This is a genomic window from Actinomadura madurae (assembly GCF_047130825.1).
Taxonomy (GTDB): Bacteria; Actinomycetota; Actinomycetes; order Streptosporangiales; family Streptosporangiaceae; genus Spirillospora; species Spirillospora madurae.
Genome location: NZ_CP083237.1, coordinates 8,054,600 through 8,070,697, shown reverse-complemented (window position 1 = coordinate 8,070,697; position 16,098 = coordinate 8,054,600). Strand labels below are relative to the sequence as shown.

The window sequence follows — 16,098 nt, the reverse complement described above, 5'->3', positions numbered from 1 at the left end:
CCGCCGGGGTCAGCGGACCTCCTCGTACTCCTCCTCGCGGTCCTCGGCCGTCTTGGAGTTCTTGGAGGCCGACTTGGACCCGCGGGAGTTGCCGGCGCTCTTGGCGTTCTTCGAGGACGAGGAGTCGGCGTCGCCGCGCTTGCCGGACTTCTCCTCTTCCTCCAGCGCCTCCTCGTGCGTCTTGACGACCTCGCTGTCGCGGATCTCGCCGCGCCAGCCCTCGATCTCGTCGGCGCGGGTGATCGAGTTCGTCATCACGTACCGGCGGAAGTGCTTCAGTTCGAGCCGGGCGCGGCGGCCCTGGGCGCGCCACATGTTGCCGGTCTTCTCGAAGAAGCCCTGCGGGTGGTATTCGAGGACGACCAGGACCCGGGTCAGGTTCGGCGCCAGCTCGTGGAAGCTGACCGTCCCGTCCACGTGCCCCTTCGGCCCCTTCGAGCGCCACACGATGTGGTCGTCCGGGACCTGCTCGACGATCGTGGACTCCCACGTCCGGCTGGACCAGAAGATCTTGGCCTTCCAGTTCAGCTTGGTCTCGTCGGCCTGGTCGACGCTGATGACCTTCTTCATGAAGGACGGGTAGTCCTGGAACTGCGTCCACTGGTCGTAGACGAGGCGGCGGGGCGCACCGATGTCGGTGTGCTCGATGATGTTGGTGACCTTCACCTTCTTCCCGCCGCCGCTGCCGCCCTTGCCGCCGCCCTTGAGGACGCCGCCGACGGTGTCCTTGAGACGTCCGAACAGGCCCTTGCCGGCCGACTGCTTCTCCTCGGACTTGCCGGACCCTTCGTCCTTCTCGTCCTTGGTGTCGTTTCCGGCCTCGTTCGTGGCGCCGCTCTGCTCCGGCGCCTCCTTCTCGCGGCCCTTGCCCTGCTCCTGCTCGCCGGAGTCGGACGAGCCCTGCTCGTTCCGGCGCCCGGTCAGCGCGCGGCTCGCGGCGACGGCCGCGCCGGCGCCGAGCAGCAGGCCGCCCGCCGTCCCGGCGGTCCGCCCGCCGGGCAGGCCGGGCAGGGCCTTGGTGATGGTGCTCAGGCCGGGGGTGCGCTTGCGCCGCCCGCCCGGCAGCCGTTTCGCGATGGCGCCGACGGGCAGCCGCCCGATCGTGCTTCCTCGTTTCATGTCCGGTTCCTCACTACGGGGTTGTGACGGTCTCGCCGTCGCGGATCTCGCCGCGCCAGCCCTCCACCTCGTCCGGGCGGGTGAGCGCGTGCGTCATCACGTGGCGGCGGAAGTGCTTGAGCTCCAGGCGGACGCGGCGGCCCTGGGCGCGCCAGAGGTTGCCGGTCCGCTCGAAGAGGCCGACGGGGTGGTACTCCAGGACGAGCAGGACGCGGGTCATGTCGGGCGACAGCTCGTGGAAGCTGACCGTCCCGTCCACATGCCCCTTGGGTCCCTTCGAGCGCCACACGATGTGCTCGTCGGGGACCTGCTCGACGATCGACGACTCCCACGTCCGGCTGGACCAGAAGATCTTCGCCTTCCAGCTCAGCTTCTCGTCGGAGAGCTGGTCGACGCTGACGACCTTCTTCATGAAGGACGGGTAGTCCTGGAACCGCGTCCACTGGTCGTAGACCAGGCGGCGCGGCGCACCGATGTCGGTCTGTTCGACGATGTTGGTCAGCTTCCCCCTCCGCCCACGCCCGAAGATGCGGGCAAGGGTCTCCTTCAGGGCCGTCCAGCCGAAGCTCAGCAGCGCGCGGAACGGGGACCTGCCCTCCCGCAGCGCGGTGAACCCGGCCAGCGCGGCCTTGACCAGCGGCCCGCCCTGCTCCGCCTTCGCGGTGAGGCGCCGGACCTCGCGGTCGAGCCGCCGCCCGAACCGGGCGAGGGCCCGGTCCAGCACGCGGCGTCCCAGCCGGCGGGCCGAGAGCACGGCCAGCGCTCCGCCCGCGCCCGCGGCGGTCCCCGCCGCCAGCCCGGTCCGGAAGTTCATGTCCTGTCCATTTCGTCGTCCACTCGGGTACTGCGCCGGGTTACCCGGTCAATTCACGGCAAAACAGCCCCAAGCCCAGGAAAGACGGACCGGTGCCGGTCCCGGCCACCGGACAGGCTCTCCGGTCAAGGCCGGTATCCCGGCACCGTCCCGCCTTGTACTGTTTCGGCGTGCTCATGGGGCGAGACCGCGAGATGGACCGCGTCACCCGGCTGCTCGACGGCGCGCGCGACGGGCGCAGCGGGACGGTGGTCCTCCAAGGGGAGGCGGGGATCGGCAAGACCGCGCTCCTCGACCGGATCGCGTCCGGCGCCGGGGACCTGCGGCTCGTCCGCGGTGTGGGCATCGAGTCCGAGACCGAGCTGGCGTTCAGCGGCCTGCACCTGATGCTGCACCCGCACATCGACCGGCTCGGCGCGCTGCCGGCGCGGCAGGCGGCAGCGCTGCGGTCGGCGTTCGGCGTCGGCGACGGGCCCGCCGGCGACCGCTTCCTGATCGGCGCGGCCACCCTCACCCTGCTGTCCGAGCTGGCCGCCGACCGGCCGCTGGCGTGCCTGGTCGACGACGCGCAGTGGCTCGACACCGCCTCGCTGGACGCGCTGCTGTTCGCCGCCCGCCGTCTCGGCGCCGACCGGATCGCGATGCTCTTCGCGGTGCGGGACGGCGCCCGCCCCTTCCCCGGCCACGGCCTCGACGTCGTCCGGCTGGCGGGGCTGGACCGCGCCGCCGCCGAGCAGCTCGTGACCGCGCACGCGCCGGCGCTGACCGTCCCGGTGCGGGAGCGGCTGCTGGACGAGGCGGCCGGCAACCCGCTCGCCCTCATCGAGCTGGCGAGCGCGCTCCAGTCCCGCCCGGCCCGGCACGCCGGGCCGCTGCCGGTCGGCGGCCGGGTCCAGGAGACCTTCCGCCGCCGGCTGGCCGAGATGCCGGACGCCACCCGCCGGCTGCTGCTGGTGGTCGCCGCCGACGCCACCGCCGACCTCGGCGTCGTGCTGCGGGCCGGGGAGGCGCTCGGGCTCACGCCGGCCGACCTCGGTCCCGCCGAGGAGGCCGGGCTCGTCGTCCTCGACGGCGACGAGGTGCGGTTCCGGCACCCGCTCATCCGCGCCGTCACCTACCAGGACGCCCCCCACCACCGGCGGATCGAGGTGCACGGCGCCCTGGCCGCGACGCTCGCCGGCGACGGGCACGCCGACCGCCGCGCCTGGCACCTGGCGGCCTCCGCCACCGGCCCGGACGAGGACGTCGCGGCCGAGCTGGAGCGGGTCGCGCACCGCGCCGGGCGCCGCGGCGGGTCGGCCGCCGTCGCCGCCGCCTACGAGCGCGCGGCGCGGCTCAGCACCGCGTCCGAGAGCAAGGCCCGCCGGCTCGTCCAGGCGGCGCGGGCCGCCTACGACGCGGGCCGCCCCGACCAGGCCACCCGCCTCGCCGCCGAGGCCGAGCACAACACCGAGGACGCCGGGATCGTCGCCGAGGCCACCTTCGTCCGCGCCCAGGTCGCCTACGAGCGCACCTCGCCGGCCGCGGACGCGGCACTGGCGCTGCGGGGCGCGGCGCTGATCGCCGCGAGCGACCCCGAGCGGGCCGTGTCGATGCTGACCGAGGCCGTCTGGTGCGCCCGGGACGCCGGCGCGCACGACCTGGTGCGGCAGAGCGTCGATCTGCTCCGCCAGATCGAGCTTCCGGCGGGGTCGGCGAAGGCGCCGGTCGCCGCGGGCCTGATCGCCTACGGGCGGCTGGCCGGCGGCGCGGCCGGCGCGCCCGGCGCGGTCCCCGCGATGCGCGCCCTGTTCGAGGCGGCGCGGGACGGCCTCGTCGAGGACGTCGTCGACAACATCATCGGCGGCTTCATGGGGCTGCTCGTGGCCGCCGACCGTCCCGCGACCGAGCTGCTGGAGCGGCTGGCGGCGCAGGCCAGGGCCGAGGGCGCGCTCGGCTTGCTGCCCTACATCCTGGAGCCCCTCGCGATCGGCCGGCTGCTGCTCGGCGACCTGCGCGGCGCGGACTCGGCCGCGCAGGAGGGCCTGTCGCTGGCCGCCGACATCGGCATGGACATACAGGTCACCGCGCTCCGGTGCATCGTGGTGCGGCTGGAGCCGGACCCGGAGCGGTCGCGCGCCATGGCGACCGGCCTCCGCAAGCACGCCGATGTGCACCCGACCAACACGGCGCTGGCGTCGTGGGGCCTCGGCCTTCTCGACCTCGCCGGCGGGCGCGCCGAGGCCGCCCTGGAGCGGCTGGACGAGGTGTGCTCCGGCCCCGCGCGGTACGACGTGCTGATCCGCGCCGTGCCGGACCACGCGGAGGCCGCGGTGCGGGCCGGGCGCCCGGACCTCGCCCGGACCCACCTCCCCGCGTTCGAGGCGTGGGCGGCGGCCGCCTCGTGCACCGCCCTGCTGTCGCGCTGCCGCGCCCTCCTCGCGGACGGTGGCGCGGCCGAGGAGCACTACCGCGCCGCGCTGGACCTGCACGGCGACCACGCCTACGACGCGGCCAGGACCCGGCTCCTCTACGGCGAGTGGCTGCGCCGGCGGCGGCGCCGCACCGAGGCCGGGACCGAGCTGGCCGCGGCCCGGGACGCGTTCGCCCGGCTCGGCGCGGCCGGCTGGGCCGAGCGCGCCCGCGCCGAGCTGGAGGTCCTCGGCGACCGCCCGGCGGCCCGCGCCGGGGACGCCGACCCGCTGAAACGGCTGACCCCGCAGGAGCTGCAGGTCGTCCGGCTCGCCGCGGCCGGGCTCAGCAACCGCGAGATCGGCGCGCAGCTCTTCCTGAGCCCGCGCACCGTCGGGCACCACCTCTACAAGGCGTATCCGAAGATCGGTGTGACCCGCCGTGTGGAGCTCGCCCGCCTCGTATCGGACACATGACTTACCCTCTCCGCGCCGTCCCGTCACGCGCCCGCAGCCGAACCGCCCCGCAGGCCTGATTCGCCCTCTGACCTGCGCCGTTCAAGGCCCGTACCGCGACCGATGCGGGCCGTCCGGCCGCGCGCCTAGCGTCGGTTCCGATCGGCGGGCCGCACCGGACGGGCGGCCCCGGACGGACGGAGAACGGCATGCTTCTGGAGAACAAGACCGCGGTCGTCTTCGGCGGCGGCGGACAGATCGGCGGTGCCATGGCACGCGGCTTCGCGGCCGAGGGCGCGCGGGTGTTCCTCGCCGGCCGCACCCCGGCGACGCTCGACATCGTCGCCGAGGACGTCCGCGGCAAGGGCGGCCTCGCCGAGACGGCCCGCGTGGACGCCCTGGACCGGGACGCGGTGAACGGCTGGGTCGACTCCGTCGCGGAGACCTCGGGCAGCGTCGACATCGTGGTCAACGTCATCTCCCACGACGCCCTGTTCGGCCCCATGATCGAGGCGGAGCCCGCGGCCTTCGCCCGCTCGCTGGAGAAGGTCGCCCTGTCGTTCCTGCTGACGACCCAGGCCGCCGCGCGCCACATGGTCAAGCAGGGCTCCGGCGTGATCCTGCACTTCGGCGGCTCCGACAGCGGGAACCGCATGGCCGGCCTCGGGAACGTGCAGGTCGGCAACGACATGGTGGAGGCGATGCGCCGCCAGTGGGCGTGCGAGCTCGGGCCGCACTCGGTCCGCGTCCTGTCGATGCGCACCGGCGGCATCGCCGAGACCATCCCGGACATGCCGGAGACGGAGCCGGTCAAGCAGCAGATGGTGGACGCCACCCTCACCAAGCGCGCCGCGACGCTCGCCGACGTCGGCCGCGTCGCCGCGTTCCTGGCCTCCGACCACGCCGCCAGCCTGACCTCGACGCAGGTCAACATCTCCGCCGGGGCGATTGTCGACTGACCCCGGTGGTCGGCCGGGCCGGTCGGCTGACGGGGCCCGCGTCAGCAGATCCGGGGCAGCGGGTCCCCGACGAGCAGGTCGACGATGCGGGTGCCGCCGAAGGCGGTCTTCATCAGGACGAGCCCGGACGGGTCGTCCCGGACATGGCCGATGAGGGCGGCCTCCGCGCCGAGGGGGTGGGCGCGGAGCGCCGCCAGCGCCGCGTCCGCGTGCTCGGGCGCGACCACGGCCACCGCGCGGCCCTCGCACGCCACGTACAGCGGGTCGATGCCGAGCAGCTCGCAGGCGCCGCGCACGGCGGGGCGGACGGGGATCGCGTCCTCGTCCACCGCCACCGCCAGCCCCGCGTCCGACGCCAGCTCGTTGAGGACGGTCGCCACGCCGCCCCGGGTGGCGTCCCGCATCCGGCGGACGCCGCCGGGGCACGCGTCGGCCAGGCCCGCGAGCAGGCAGTTCAGCGGCGCGGTGTCCGAGCGCAGGTCGGCCTCGATGTCCAGCTCGCCGCGGGCCAGCATGATCGTGACGCCGTGCTCGCCGATCGGCCCGGTCACCAGCACGGCGTCGCCCGGCCTGAGCTCGCCGGACGGCGCGGCGCGCACGACGCCCACGCCGGCGGTGGTGACGTAGCAGCCGTCGGCCTTCCCGCGCTCGACGACCTTGGTGTCGCCGGTGACGATGTCGACGCCCGCGGCGTCGGCCGCGGCCCGCATCGACGCGGTGACGCGGCGCAGGTCGGCGACCGGGAAGCCCTCTTCCAGGATGAACCCGGCCGACAGGTGCAGCGGGCGGGCGCCGCAGACGGCCAGGTCGTTGACGGTCCCGTTGACGGCGAGGTCGCCGATGTCGCCGCCGGGGAAGAACAGCGGGGACACCACGTAGGAGTCGGTGGTGAAGGCGAGGTCGGCGCCGTTCAGCGTGAACCGCGCCGAGTCGTCCATCCGGTCCAGCAGCGGGTTGCCGAACGCCTCGCGGAACACGGCGTCGACCAGCGTGCGGGTGGCCTTGCCTCCGGCGCCGTGCGCGAGCGTGATGGTGTCCTCGCGGAGCCGGGCCTTGCGCCCGCGCGCCCGGTCGATGCGTTCGAGGACCTGCTCTTCGCGGATCGTCATCGGGTCGCCTCCTTGACGCGCTCACGGGTGAAACGGCCGAAGTTGTAGTAGGCGGCGCACGCCCCCTCGGACGAGACCATGCAGGTGCCGATCGGCGTCTCCGGAGTGCAGGCGGTCCCGAAGACCTTGCACTCCCACGGTTTCAGGACGCCCTTCAGCACCTCCCCGCACTGGCACGCCTTCGGGTCCGCGACCCGGCCGCCCGGGATGTCGAAGACGCGCTCGGCGTCGAAGGCCGCGTACTCGTCCTTCAGCCGGAGGGCGGAGTTGGAGATGAAGCCGAGGCCGCGCCACTCGAAGTACGGGCGCGGCTCCATGGTGCGGGCGATGGCGTCCAGCGCCCTGGGGTTGCCGTCCCACGGGACGACCCGGCCGTACTGGTTCTCGACCTCCGCCCGGCCCGACGCGAGCTGGGCCAGCAGCATGTGCACCGACTGCAGCAGGTCCAGCGGCTCGAACCCCGCGACGACCAGCGGCCTGCCGTAGTCGCCGGGGATGAACGAGTACGGCCCGCAGCCGATCACGGTGGACACGTGGCCGGGGCCGAGGAAGCCGTCCAGCCGCAGGTCGGGCGAGTCGAGGATGGCCTTGATCGCCGGGAGGATCGTGACGTGGTTGCAGAACACCGAGAAGTTCTCCACCCCGGCCGCCGCCGCCCGCAGCACCGTCATCGCGGTGGACGGCGCGGTCGTCTCGAACCCGATCCCCATGAACACCACGCGCCGGGACGGGTTCCGCTCGGCGATCCTCAGCGCGTCCAGCGGCGAGTACACCATCCGGATGTCGGCGCCGGCGGCCTTGGCGTCCAGGAACGAGCCGCTCCCGCCCGGCACCCGCATCATGTCGCCGAACGACGCCATGATCACGTCGGGCCGGGAGGCGATGTGGATCGCGTCGTCCACCCGCCCCATCGGGATCACGCACACGGGGCAGCCCGGCCCGTGCACCAGCGAGACGCTCTCCGGCAGGTAGTCCTCGATGCCGTGCTTGTAGATGGTGTGCGTGTGGCCGCCGCACACCTCCATGAACTTGTACTGCCGGCCGGGCTCGCACAGCGCGGCGATCGACGCCGCGAGCGCCCGCGCCTTCTCCGCGTCCCGGTACTCGTCGACGAAGCGCATCAGCCGATCCCCGATTCCCGCAGCGCGTCGATCTCATCGTCGTAGGCCGCGCCGACGCCCTCCAGCATCCGCAGCGTGGCCTTCGCCTCCGCCTCGTCGATCCGCGACATGGCGAACCCGACGTGGATGAGGACCCAGTCGCCGACGGCGAGCCGCTCCCCGTCGAGCAGGGCGATGTTCACGGCCCGCCGCACGCCGGTGACGTCCACCGTCGCCAGCGGGCGGTCCGGCATGATCTCCACGATCTCGCCCGGTATCGCCAGGCACATCAGACGGCCTCCCGTGTGAGTTCCCGCTGCGTCAGCTCCCACAGCGCGTGGTAGATCGTCGTCTGCGCCTCCTGGATCCGGTGCACAGACGACGACGGGACGACGAACAGGTGGTGCAGGCCCGGCAGCTCCGCCATCTGCCCGCCGGTGTATCCGGCGAGGCCGGCCGTCACCATCCCCCGCCGCGCCGCCTCCCGCAGCGCGGCGATCAGGTTGTCGGAGTTCCCGCTGGTGGACAGCGCCAGCGCGATGTCGCCCGGACGCCCGAACGCGGCGAGCTGCCGGGCGAACACCACCTCGAACCCGACGTCGTTGGACAGCGCGGTGACGACCGCGACGTCGGTGGTGAGCGCCAGCGCCGGCAGCGGGCGCGCGGCCCCGCCCGGGTTGAGGAACGCCGCCCCTCCCGGGTTGAGGAACAGCGCGGCGACGTCCTGAGCGTCCGTCGAGCTGCCGCCGTTGCCGAACGTGAAGAGCCGGCCGCCGGAGCGGAACGCGTCCGCCATCCGCGCGGCGCAGCCGGCGAGGTCCGCGCCGTACTCCTCCAGCACGGCCTCGCGCAGCCGGACGATGTCGCGCACCTTCTCCGCGGTGGAACGGCGGACGTCCTCCATGAGGGTGTCCAGGCCCGAGCCGCCCGCGTAGAGGAACGGATAGAGCATGTCGGTCATGTCACGACCCCGATCGCCTCCTTGGCGTGGACGAGCACGGTGTCGCCGGGCCTCGCGTCCACGAGCGCGACGCTGACCCGCTCCAGCCGGCCGCCCCCGGTGTCGACGTCGGCGAGGCCGTCGCCGAGGAGTCGCGCGACCACGACGGGGACCGCCTCGTCCGAGCAGGTCACGCAGTGGTCACCGGTGCACTCCGTCACGCGACCACCTCCTGGGCGAGCACGCCCGGCTGCTCCAGGAACACGTGCACCAGCTCCCAGAGCAGGTGGTACGCCGTGACGTGCACCTCCTTGACGACCAGCGGATCGGCGGACCGCACGGTCACCAGATGGTCGGCCGCCCCGGCGAGCGTCCCGCCGTCGCCGCCCGCGAGCGCGACCGTCAGCATGCCGAGGTCCCGCGCGCTCCGCAGGCCGCGCAGGACGTTGCCGCAGCGGCCGTCCGGCGAGATCCCGAACGCGATGTCGTCCGGGCCGCCGAAGCAGCGGACCTGGTGCGCGAACACGTCGTCGAACCCGGCGCCGGCGCACACGCCGGTGAGGGTCGCGACGTCGCCCGTGAGCGACAGCGCGGGTAGCGCCCGCTTCCCGACGATCACCGGGTGGACGAACTCGACCGCGACGTGCTGCGCGTCCGTCGCGGCGGCGCCGTTGCCGAACGTGAACAGGCGCCCGCCGCGGTGGAACCGGACCGCCATCGCGTGGCAGGCGGCGGCGATCGCGCCGGCCTCGTCCGCGAGGGCGGCGGCCGGTTCCGCGCGCCGCCGGAAGACCTCGGCCGCGGCGCCGGTCACCGGTCACCACCTCCGGGCGGCGGCGGGACGTCCCGCACCCCGTGCCGGCGGAGCGACATCTCCACGGCGAGGTCCCACCGGTCCGACAGCTCCCGCGACATCGCGTGGGCGTCGTCGCACATCGCCGCCGCGACCGCCGCCGTCTCGCGGTCCCCCGCGCGCTCGGCGACCCGCCGCAGCATCTCGCCCGCCGCGATCTGCAGGTGGACGGCGACGTAGGCGTCCCGCACGTGCTTGCCGGCGCGGTCGCGGCGGCTGCGCCCGAGCCCGCCCTCGACCACGGCGGCGAACAGCATCCCCGCGTCCTTGATGATCGACGGCGCCGCGCCGTGCGCGCGCAGCCGCCCCTCGATCGCCCGCGTGTGCGCCCGCGACCGTTCCGCGTACCGCCCGAGCGGGCGGCAGATGCGGGGTTCGTCCGCCGCGGTGGTCAGCAGCTCGCTCAGCGCGGCCTCGACGTGTTCCTGCAGCGCGTGCGCGTCCTTCAGGTAGCCGACGAGCTGCCGCTCGACCGTCGTCATCAGCGTCCGATCGGGCACCCCGATCACATGGACTCGGACTTGAGGTACCGGCGCAGCGCCGGCATCTCCTTCACGAGCACGACCAGCGCGCCCGCCGCGAACAGCCCGGCCATCAGCCTGAGCATGCCCGGACCGATGTGGATTCCCTTCCTCATGTCCCTGCTCCCCCCTGAGCGAGTTCCTCTTCCAGCAGCCCCTCGACCAGCCGGACGGCCTCCTCGACCGCCGCGCCGGCCGCGGCGCTGAGCTCCATCTCCCATGTCGCCTCCGTGGTCCGCGCCGACGGCTCGCACGCCACGAGCAGCACCCGCGGCGGGACGGCCCCGTTCTCCCTGGCCAGCCTCAGCACCCGCGCGGGGTCGAGGCCGTGCGCGTCGACGGCGGCGCCGAAGCCGTCCTGGCCGTCGCGGTCCGGCTCGATGAGCGACACGGTTCCGGGCGCGTGGCCGCGCTCCGCCGCGTCGACCAGCACCACCGTCCGGTACCCGTCCCCGAGCGCGTACATCAGATCGAGACCGCGGATGCCGAAGTCGACGACGTCAACGCCCGGCGGCGTCTCCCGTGCCCTCAGCCGCCGGACGACCTCCACCCCGAACCCGTCGTCGCCGTGGAACACGTTCCCGATGCCCGCGACGAGCACCTGCCGCGGCGGCGCCTCCCCCGGCAGCGGCTCCACCTCGTCCGGCCGGACGAAGAACCGGTGCCCGAGCTGGTCGCGGGCGCCGAGGTCGCGCCCCGGGTCGCCGTCCACCGCCACGACCAGGTGCAGGCCGCCCTCCATGTCCTCCTCGACCCGCTCGACGGTGGCGGCGCGCCCGACGAGGGCCAGGTCGAAGATGTCCGCGCCGCCGCGGGGACGCAGCCGGACCCGGCTCCCGGGCGCCGGCTCCGCGCCGCCGGCGATCGCCCGCCCGCTCACCACACGTCCCTCCGCGGGTCGCGCAGCGCGCCGTGCAGGGCGAGCAGCTCGCCCGCGGACAGGGCGCCGCACCGCTCCAGGATCTCCCGCGCCTTCGGGTCCGTCGCCGCCATCTCCCGCCGCTCCTCCTCGGTCAGGCTGAGCACGCTGAGGATCAGCAGCCGGTCGATCTCCGTCCCGTCGAACAGGTCGCCGGGGCTCTCCGCCGCCACCTGCGGCCAGTCGTACAGGACGATCGGCGCCGCGAGGACGGTGTCGTAGGTGCCGGGCCGCCCTGCGAGCACCGGCCACAGCCCGTCCTTGCCGCACTCCGCCACCGCCCCGGCCAGCGCCTCCGGCGGATCGGTCGGCGAGACGAACGAGCCGCCGGTGGTGTGCGCGACGACGTGCGCGCACAGCATCCCGGACCGGACCGCCTCCGCGCGCTCCCCCGCGTCGGCGGCGTTGACGACCTCCACCCGCACCCGCACGGCGCCGTCCCCCGCGGGCACGGCCGACACTTCCGCCCACCCGTCCACGCGGCCCCAGGACCGGGTGAACCGCACGTCCCCGTCGATCCGTTCATCTTCGGCGCCCGCGGCGATGGCGACCGGCAGCCGCACGGCGCCGTCCAGGAGACGGTCGACCGGGACCCGGCCGGTCGTCAGCTCCCGCTCGCGCGCCTCCTGCCAGGTCGTGAACGTCTCGTCCCCGAAGCGGACCCGCTCGACCGGCGTGTCACCGTCGATGACCTGGCGGTGCACCTCCTGCAGGAACCGCAGCGTCACCTCGACATCGGCGCCCGGCGCGGTCTCCAGGACGAACTCGGCGTGCACCGTCCAGCGGTCGTCCTCCCGCTCGGCGTACGGCCGCGGGTAGACGCCGCCGATCGTCCACCGCCGCTGGTTCTTCAAGGCCGACTGCCGGTAGGGCCACAGCAGGTAGCCCTCGTAGAGGACCGCGTCCGCGATCGACCTCACGCGGTCCACTCTTCCTCCTCCTCGTCGCGCAGCCTCTCGGCCCGGCGGAGCAGCTCGTCGACCGTGTCGTCGAACGAGGAGTGCGCGCGCCGCGCCCGGTAGGCCGACAGCCGGGCGAAGCAGTCGTCGTCCAGGCGGAGCCAGCGCGCGGTGCCGTAGTAGCGGCGCATCAGGTCGCGCCACGCCTGGACCGGCAGCACGCCCGTGGCCTCGTGGTGCCACGGGATCTGCCCGGTGCGCAGCCGACCGTCCTCGCCCGGATAGAAGACGGTGCCGTTGAAAGTGAGGTCGAGCGGCACGTCGCCGCCGCCGAGCGCGTGCAGGTACCGGTCGGCCGCCACCTGCATGTCGTGCCCGCACGGCACCGCCAGCGTCACCTCCGTCCCGCCGCGGAACGACGGCACCGTGGCGCCGACGCGCGCCCACGTCAGGCCGTGCAGCGACCGGTCCCACATGTCCGGCGTGCCGAACACGCCCGCCAGCCGCTCGCGCTCGCCGTCGTCGTAGCCCCGGCGCGCCGCCGCGATCGTCACCGTCGTGGTGAGCAGGACGCACTGCACCCGACCGCCGTCCAGCCGCCGCAGCCCGATCCGCAGGTTCAGCGTCGGCGTCGCCGCGAACGTCTCCGCCTCCACCCCCAGCAGATCGAGCCCCAGCTCAGGTGTCACCCCGCCCGTCTCGTGCACAGGACCGGCCTCCGAGGTGCTCATGCCCGTCTCTTGCGGGGGGCCGACCCCCCGCACCCCCCGCTTCGCTTCGCTCATGCCCGTCTCTTGCGGGGGGCCGACCCCCCGCACCCCCCGGTTCGCTTCGCTCATGCCCGTCTCTTGCGGGGGGCCGACCCCCCGCACCCCCCGGTTCGCTTCGCTCATGCTGGTGACAGATTCGGCATCGAGTCGAGGATCGGTCCGCGGGCCGACGGGTTGATCCCGGTGGACCGCGCCGCCGTGGACGTGCCGTCGGGCAGGTGCCCGACCTGCTTGTCGTAGTTCCCGACGCTGTTGCCCTCGTGGACGCCGCGGGTGTGCGCCGGCGCGTCGGGCTTCACGTCGCGCTTGCCGACCTTGATCATCTTTCTCCCCTCATCTCCTCGAAGAACCTGCCGATGTGGTCCCACACCGCGTCCCCGCCGGCGAACCCCGCCCAGTGCTCGCGCAGCAGCGCGGTGAGCCGGTAGCAGTCGTCGACCGGAAGGATCCAGTGCTCGGACGCGCCCTTCGCCCGGTGGACGACGAGCGCCTCCACGTCCGGGCGCAGCTCCGCCAGGACGGGGTTGGCCTCGGCCAGGCGCCGCCAGCTATCGGCGTGGACGGACGCGTGCAGCGCCCCGGCCGGGCTCGGGTAGCGGGCGGTCACCTCGCCCGTCCCGGCCACGGAGAAGAACGCCAGGTCGACGGGGACTCCGAGGCCCGCCCAAAGAGGGCCGTCCAGGACAAAGCCCCGCAGCTCGCGCCGTCCGGCCGGGACGAGCCGGTAGTGCCGTCCGCCCGCCGCCTGGTCGTCGAACAGGACGGCGCAGGCCTTGCACGCGCACAGCAGCTCGTCCTTCTCCAGGTCGAGCACGTGCCGGTGCGCGCCGTGCAGGGGCTCGGCGCACAGCTCGCACGCCTCCGCGGCCTCGGCCGCGGGCGGCGGGGCCGACATCGGGGACGCGGCCAGCGCGGCCAGCCGCGGCGTGGACAGCCCGGAGGTCATACCCGGCTCCGCACCTGGTCCAGCGTGATCAGGACGGGCTCCGGCGCGGGCGCCTCCATCTCGACCCGCGACAGCTCCGGCGCCGCGGCGAGGACGGCCCGCTCCACGGCCTCCAGCACCGGGCGGGGCGCGGCGGCCCGGCCCTCGGTCGCGACCTTCAGCCGCACCGTCGCCCCCTCGATCCCGGAGAACTCCACGGAGGTGCGGTGCTTGCCGAGGAACGCGTCCATGGCGCCGAGCGCCCGTCCCACCCGCGTCTCCGGTGACTCGGGGTGCAGGCCGTGCGTGAGCAGCAGGTGGCCGATCAGCTCGTCCCCGGTGAGCGCGGAGAGGTCCGGGGTGCTCCGGACGACCCGGTCGAGGGCCTCCCCGTACAGCTCCACCAGCGCCTGGACGACCGGCGCGGCCGCCGGGTCCAGCCGTCCGAGCAGCCCTTCGAGGTGCCGGACGTGCTCCCGGACGCGCTCGTCGTCCCAGGCCATCAGTGCCGCCCGTCCTGCGCGCCGAACATCGGCGAGTGCCGCTTCTCGATCGTCCGGCCGCCGCCGACGTACATGTGCACGCCGCACGGCAGGCACGGGTCGAAGCTGCGGACGGTCCGCATGATGTCGATGCCCTTGAAGTCGTCCGGCCCGTTCTCCTCGAAGATCGGCTGGCCGGCGACCGCGTCCTCGTACGGGCCGGGCGTGCCGTAGGAGTCGCGCGGGCTGGCGTTCCACGGCGTCGGCGGGTACGGGTGGTAGTTCGCGATCTTGTGGTCGCGGATGACGAGGTGGTGGGACAGCACGCCCCGGACGGCCTCGTGGAACCCGCAGCCGATCGCCTCCTCGGGGACCTCGAAGTCGGTGAACACCTTCGTCCGCCCCGCCCGCACCTCGTCCAGGGCCTTCTCGGCGAAGAACAGCGCCATCCCGGCCGCGTAGGCGATGAAGTAGGCGCGGGCCCGGTCGCGCTCGATCGTGTTGGCGTACCGCGGCGGCGTCCACTCCAGGTTGACCTCCGGCATGCCGGGCGTCTTCGGCAGGTCGATCTGGACGCTGTGCCCCGTGGACCGGACGTACGGCGTGTCCACCTCGCCGGCCAGCGCGGTCGCCCACAGCCGGGCGAGCGGCCCGCCACCGGTGTCGAGCGCGAGATGGTCGCCGGTCTCCGGGTGCTTCCACCGCGGGCTCATCACCCAGCTGTACTTGCCGCCGTCCAGGTCGCGCTTCTGCGGGTGAGGCAGCGTCGTCTGGTTCCACGGGTGCCGCTGGTCGATCGGGTTGCCGAGCGGGTCCTCCTTGACGAACGTCTCGTCGTTGACCCAGTCGTCGTAGTACGAGCTGCCCAGCAGGATCCGCATGCCGAGGTTGATGTCGACCAGGTCCGTGGTGAGGAGCTGCCCGTCCACGACGATCCCGGGGGTGACGTAGGCGGCGCGCCCCCACTCGGACATGTGCCGGTAGTCGTAGTCGCAGACGTCGGGGTTCTGGAACGCGCCCCAGCAGCCGAGCAGCGTCCGCCGCCGCCCGACCTGGTCGTAGCCGGGCAGCGCCTCCAGGAAGAAGTCGAAGATGTCGTCGTTCATCGCGACGGCCCGCTTGACGAAGTCGAGGCATCGCGTCAGCCGGACGAGGTAGTCGGTGAACACCTGCGGCGTCGCGACCGTCCCCACGCCGCCGGGATACAGGGTGGACGGGTGGACGTGCCGCCCCTCCATCAGGCAGATCATCTCGCGGGTGATGCGGCTCAGCTGGAGGGCCTCCTTGTAGACCGAGCCCTCGAACGGGTTGAACGCCGCCATGATGTCGGCGATCGTCCGGAAGCCGTGGACGGAGCCGCGCGGCGCGTCGGTGTTCTTCGCCGTCGCCAGCAGGCTCGGGTTCGTCTCGGCGACCATCCGCTCGCAGAAGTCGACGAACACCAGGTTGTCCTGGAAGATCGTGTGGTCGAACATGTACTCGGCGGCCTCGCCGAGGTTGATGATCCAGTCGGCGAGCGGCGGCGGTTTGATCCCGTACGCCATGTTCTGTGCGTAGATCGAGCAGGTCGCATGGTTGTCGCCGCAGATGCCGCAGATCCGGCTGGTGATGAAGTGCGCGTCCCGCGGGTCCTTGCCCTTCATGAACACGCTGTAGCCGCGGAAGATCGACGAGGTGCTCTGGCACTCCGCGACCTGCCGGTTCGCGAAGTCGATCTTGGTGTAGATGCCGAGGTTGCCGACGATCCGGGTGATCGGGTCGAACGCCACCTCGACGAGGCCGCCCTGCGTGGCCTGCCGGCCGCTCCTGGCCTCGGTGCCCTGTTTCATCGCACGACGCCTT

19 protein-coding genes are annotated in these 16,098 nt (G+C 73.7%); 2 read left to right on the top strand and 17 right to left on the bottom strand.

What is annotated here, in order from left to right; genetic code table 11:
* Positions 1-9: 9 nt before the first annotated feature.
* Both K8Z49_RS37445 and K8Z49_RS37440 read right to left on the bottom strand, forming a co-directional pair.
* Positions 10-1,119, bottom strand: a complete 1,110-nt coding sequence (locus tag K8Z49_RS37445; protein ID WP_412516376.1) for an SRPBCC family protein — start codon at positions 1,117-1,119, stop codon at positions 10-12.
* Positions 1,120-1,132: 13 nt separating this feature from the next.
* The gene (locus K8Z49_RS37440) at positions 1,133-1,933 is read right to left on the bottom strand and encodes an SRPBCC family protein (protein ID WP_021600237.1); all 801 of its coding nucleotides are present in this window, start codon (positions 1,931-1,933) and stop codon (positions 1,133-1,135) included.
* Positions 1,934-2,109: 176 nt separating this feature from the next.
* On the opposite strand from K8Z49_RS37440, the gene K8Z49_RS37435 reads away from it, so the two are divergent.
* Together K8Z49_RS37435 and K8Z49_RS37430 are read left to right on the top strand one after the other, a co-directional pair.
* The gene (locus K8Z49_RS37435) at positions 2,110-4,800 is read left to right on the top strand and encodes an ATP-binding protein (protein ID WP_412521250.1); all 2,691 of its coding nucleotides are present in this window, start codon (positions 2,110-2,112) and stop codon (positions 4,798-4,800) included.
* A 188-nt stretch (positions 4,801-4,988) separates the two neighbouring features.
* Positions 4,989-5,738 (top strand): SDR family NAD(P)-dependent oxidoreductase, encoded by a 750-nt coding sequence (locus tag K8Z49_RS37430; RefSeq protein ID WP_412516375.1) that lies wholly within the window; start codon positions 4,989-4,991, stop codon positions 5,736-5,738.
* Between the two features lie 41 nt (positions 5,739-5,779).
* Here the strand turns inward: K8Z49_RS37430 and hypE are convergent, their stop codons facing one another.
* The 15 genes from hypE to K8Z49_RS37355 all read right to left on the bottom strand — a co-directional run bounded on the left by hypE (position 5,780) and on the right by K8Z49_RS37355 (position 16,085).
* Positions 5,780-6,847, bottom strand: coding sequence for a hydrogenase expression/formation protein HypE (hypE, locus tag K8Z49_RS37425; protein ID WP_412516374.1), 1,068 nt, complete (start codon positions 6,845-6,847; stop codon positions 5,780-5,782).
* The gene (gene hypD / locus K8Z49_RS37420) at positions 6,844-7,968 is read right to left on the bottom strand and encodes a hydrogenase formation protein HypD (protein ID WP_021599683.1); all 1,125 of its coding nucleotides are present in this window, start codon (positions 7,966-7,968) and stop codon (positions 6,844-6,846) included. Before hypD ends, hypE begins: the two co-directional genes overlap by 4 nt.
* Positions 7,968-8,237, bottom strand: a complete 270-nt coding sequence (locus K8Z49_RS37415) for a HypC/HybG/HupF family hydrogenase formation chaperone (RefSeq protein ID WP_021599682.1) — start codon at positions 8,235-8,237, stop codon at positions 7,968-7,970. The genes hypD and K8Z49_RS37415 overlap by 1 nt, the downstream gene beginning before the upstream one ends.
* Positions 8,237-8,908 carry a D-sedoheptulose-7-phosphate isomerase gene (locus tag K8Z49_RS37410; RefSeq protein ID WP_021599681.1) on the bottom strand — a complete coding sequence of 224 codons (672 nt, stop codon included), beginning with the start codon at positions 8,906-8,908 and terminating at the stop codon, positions 8,237-8,239. Before K8Z49_RS37410 ends, K8Z49_RS37415 begins: the two co-directional genes overlap by 1 nt.
* Positions 8,905-9,108, bottom strand: coding sequence for a HypC/HybG/HupF family hydrogenase formation chaperone (locus tag K8Z49_RS37405; protein ID WP_021599680.1), 204 nt, complete (start codon positions 9,106-9,108; stop codon positions 8,905-8,907). Before K8Z49_RS37405 ends, K8Z49_RS37410 begins: the two co-directional genes overlap by 4 nt.
* The gene (locus K8Z49_RS37400; RefSeq protein WP_024935001.1) at positions 9,105-9,701 is read right to left on the bottom strand and encodes a D-sedoheptulose-7-phosphate isomerase; all 597 of its coding nucleotides are present in this window, start codon (positions 9,699-9,701) and stop codon (positions 9,105-9,107) included. The genes K8Z49_RS37405 and K8Z49_RS37400 overlap by 4 nt, the downstream gene beginning before the upstream one ends.
* Positions 9,698-10,240 carry a DUF892 family protein gene (locus tag K8Z49_RS37395; RefSeq protein ID WP_021597127.1) on the bottom strand — a complete coding sequence of 181 codons (543 nt, stop codon included), beginning with the start codon at positions 10,238-10,240 and terminating at the stop codon, positions 9,698-9,700. Before K8Z49_RS37395 ends, K8Z49_RS37400 begins: the two co-directional genes overlap by 4 nt.
* A 5-nt stretch (positions 10,241-10,245) precedes the next feature.
* Positions 10,246-10,377, bottom strand: a complete 132-nt coding sequence (locus tag K8Z49_RS37390; protein WP_021597128.1) for a DUF6893 family small protein — start codon at positions 10,375-10,377, stop codon at positions 10,246-10,248.
* Positions 10,374-11,141: a hydrogenase maturation protease gene (locus K8Z49_RS37385; RefSeq protein WP_075023663.1), complete on the bottom strand. Its 768-nt coding sequence runs from the start codon at positions 11,139-11,141 to the stop codon at positions 10,374-10,376. The genes K8Z49_RS37390 and K8Z49_RS37385 overlap by 4 nt, the downstream gene beginning before the upstream one ends.
* Positions 11,138-12,109 (bottom strand): hypothetical protein, encoded by a 972-nt coding sequence (locus tag K8Z49_RS37380; RefSeq protein WP_412516373.1) that lies wholly within the window; start codon positions 12,107-12,109, stop codon positions 11,138-11,140. Before K8Z49_RS37380 ends, K8Z49_RS37385 begins: the two co-directional genes overlap by 4 nt.
* Positions 12,097-12,810 carry a DUF6084 family protein gene (locus tag K8Z49_RS37375; RefSeq protein ID WP_412516372.1) on the bottom strand — a complete coding sequence of 238 codons (714 nt, stop codon included), beginning with the start codon at positions 12,808-12,810 and terminating at the stop codon, positions 12,097-12,099. The genes K8Z49_RS37380 and K8Z49_RS37375 overlap by 13 nt, the downstream gene beginning before the upstream one ends.
* 158 nt (positions 12,811-12,968) lie before the next feature.
* Positions 12,969-13,172, bottom strand: a complete 204-nt coding sequence (locus K8Z49_RS37370) for a hypothetical protein (RefSeq protein WP_412516371.1) — start codon at positions 13,170-13,172, stop codon at positions 12,969-12,971.
* The gene (locus K8Z49_RS37365; protein ID WP_021597133.1) at positions 13,169-13,795 is read right to left on the bottom strand and encodes a DUF5947 family protein; all 627 of its coding nucleotides are present in this window, start codon (positions 13,793-13,795) and stop codon (positions 13,169-13,171) included. The genes K8Z49_RS37370 and K8Z49_RS37365 overlap by 4 nt, the downstream gene beginning before the upstream one ends.
* Positions 13,792-14,277, bottom strand: coding sequence for a hypothetical protein (locus K8Z49_RS37360; protein ID WP_412516370.1), 486 nt, complete (start codon positions 14,275-14,277; stop codon positions 13,792-13,794). The genes K8Z49_RS37365 and K8Z49_RS37360 overlap by 4 nt, the downstream gene beginning before the upstream one ends.
* Complete coding sequence (locus K8Z49_RS37355) at positions 14,277-16,085, bottom strand: nickel-dependent hydrogenase large subunit (RefSeq protein WP_021597135.1); 1,809 nt, start codon at positions 16,083-16,085, stop codon at positions 14,277-14,279. Before K8Z49_RS37355 ends, K8Z49_RS37360 begins: the two co-directional genes overlap by 1 nt.
* Positions 16,086-16,098: the final 13 nt, after the last annotated feature.

What these genes read in the sequence shown, in the direction of transcription:
- K8Z49_RS37445 (WP_412516376.1), bottom strand. Translation starts at nt 1,119, where the DNA reads ATGAAACGAGGAAGCACGATCGGGCGGCTGCCCGTCGGCGCCATCGCG.
- K8Z49_RS37440 (WP_021600237.1), bottom strand. Translation starts at nt 1,933, where the DNA reads ATGAACTTCCGGACCGGGCTGGCGGCGGGGACCGCCGCGGGCGCGGGC.
- K8Z49_RS37435 (WP_412521250.1), top strand. Translation starts at nt 2,110, where the DNA reads ATGGGGCGAGACCGCGAGATGGACCGCGTCACCCGGCTGCTCGACGGC.
- K8Z49_RS37430 (WP_412516375.1), top strand. Translation starts at nt 4,989, where the DNA reads ATGCTTCTGGAGAACAAGACCGCGGTCGTCTTCGGCGGCGGCGGACAG.
- hypE (WP_412516374.1), bottom strand. Translation starts at nt 6,847, where the DNA reads ATGACGATCCGCGAAGAGCAGGTCCTCGAACGCATCGACCGGGCGCGC.
- hypD (WP_021599683.1), bottom strand. Translation starts at nt 7,968, where the DNA reads ATGCGCTTCGTCGACGAGTACCGGGACGCGGAGAAGGCGCGGGCGCTC.
- K8Z49_RS37415 (WP_021599682.1), bottom strand. Translation starts at nt 8,237, where the DNA reads ATGTGCCTGGCGATACCGGGCGAGATCGTGGAGATCATGCCGGACCGC.
- K8Z49_RS37410 (WP_021599681.1), bottom strand. Translation starts at nt 8,908, where the DNA reads ATGACCGACATGCTCTATCCGTTCCTCTACGCGGGCGGCTCGGGCCTG.
- K8Z49_RS37390 (WP_021597128.1), bottom strand. Translation starts at nt 10,377, where the DNA reads ATGAGGAAGGGAATCCACATCGGTCCGGGCATGCTCAGGCTGATGGCC.
- K8Z49_RS37375 (WP_412516372.1), bottom strand. Translation starts at nt 12,810, where the DNA reads ATGAGCACCTCGGAGGCCGGTCCTGTGCACGAGACGGGCGGGGTGACA.
- K8Z49_RS37370 (WP_412516371.1), bottom strand. Translation starts at nt 13,172, where the DNA reads ATGATCAAGGTCGGCAAGCGCGACGTGAAGCCCGACGCGCCGGCGCAC.
- K8Z49_RS37365 (WP_021597133.1), bottom strand. Translation starts at nt 13,795, where the DNA reads ATGACCTCCGGGCTGTCCACGCCGCGGCTGGCCGCGCTGGCCGCGTCC.
- K8Z49_RS37360 (WP_412516370.1), bottom strand. Translation starts at nt 14,277, where the DNA reads ATGGCCTGGGACGACGAGCGCGTCCGGGAGCACGTCCGGCACCTCGAA.
- K8Z49_RS37355 (WP_021597135.1), bottom strand. Translation starts at nt 16,085, where the DNA reads ATGAAACAGGGCACCGAGGCCAGGAGCGGCCGGCAGGCCACGCAGGGC.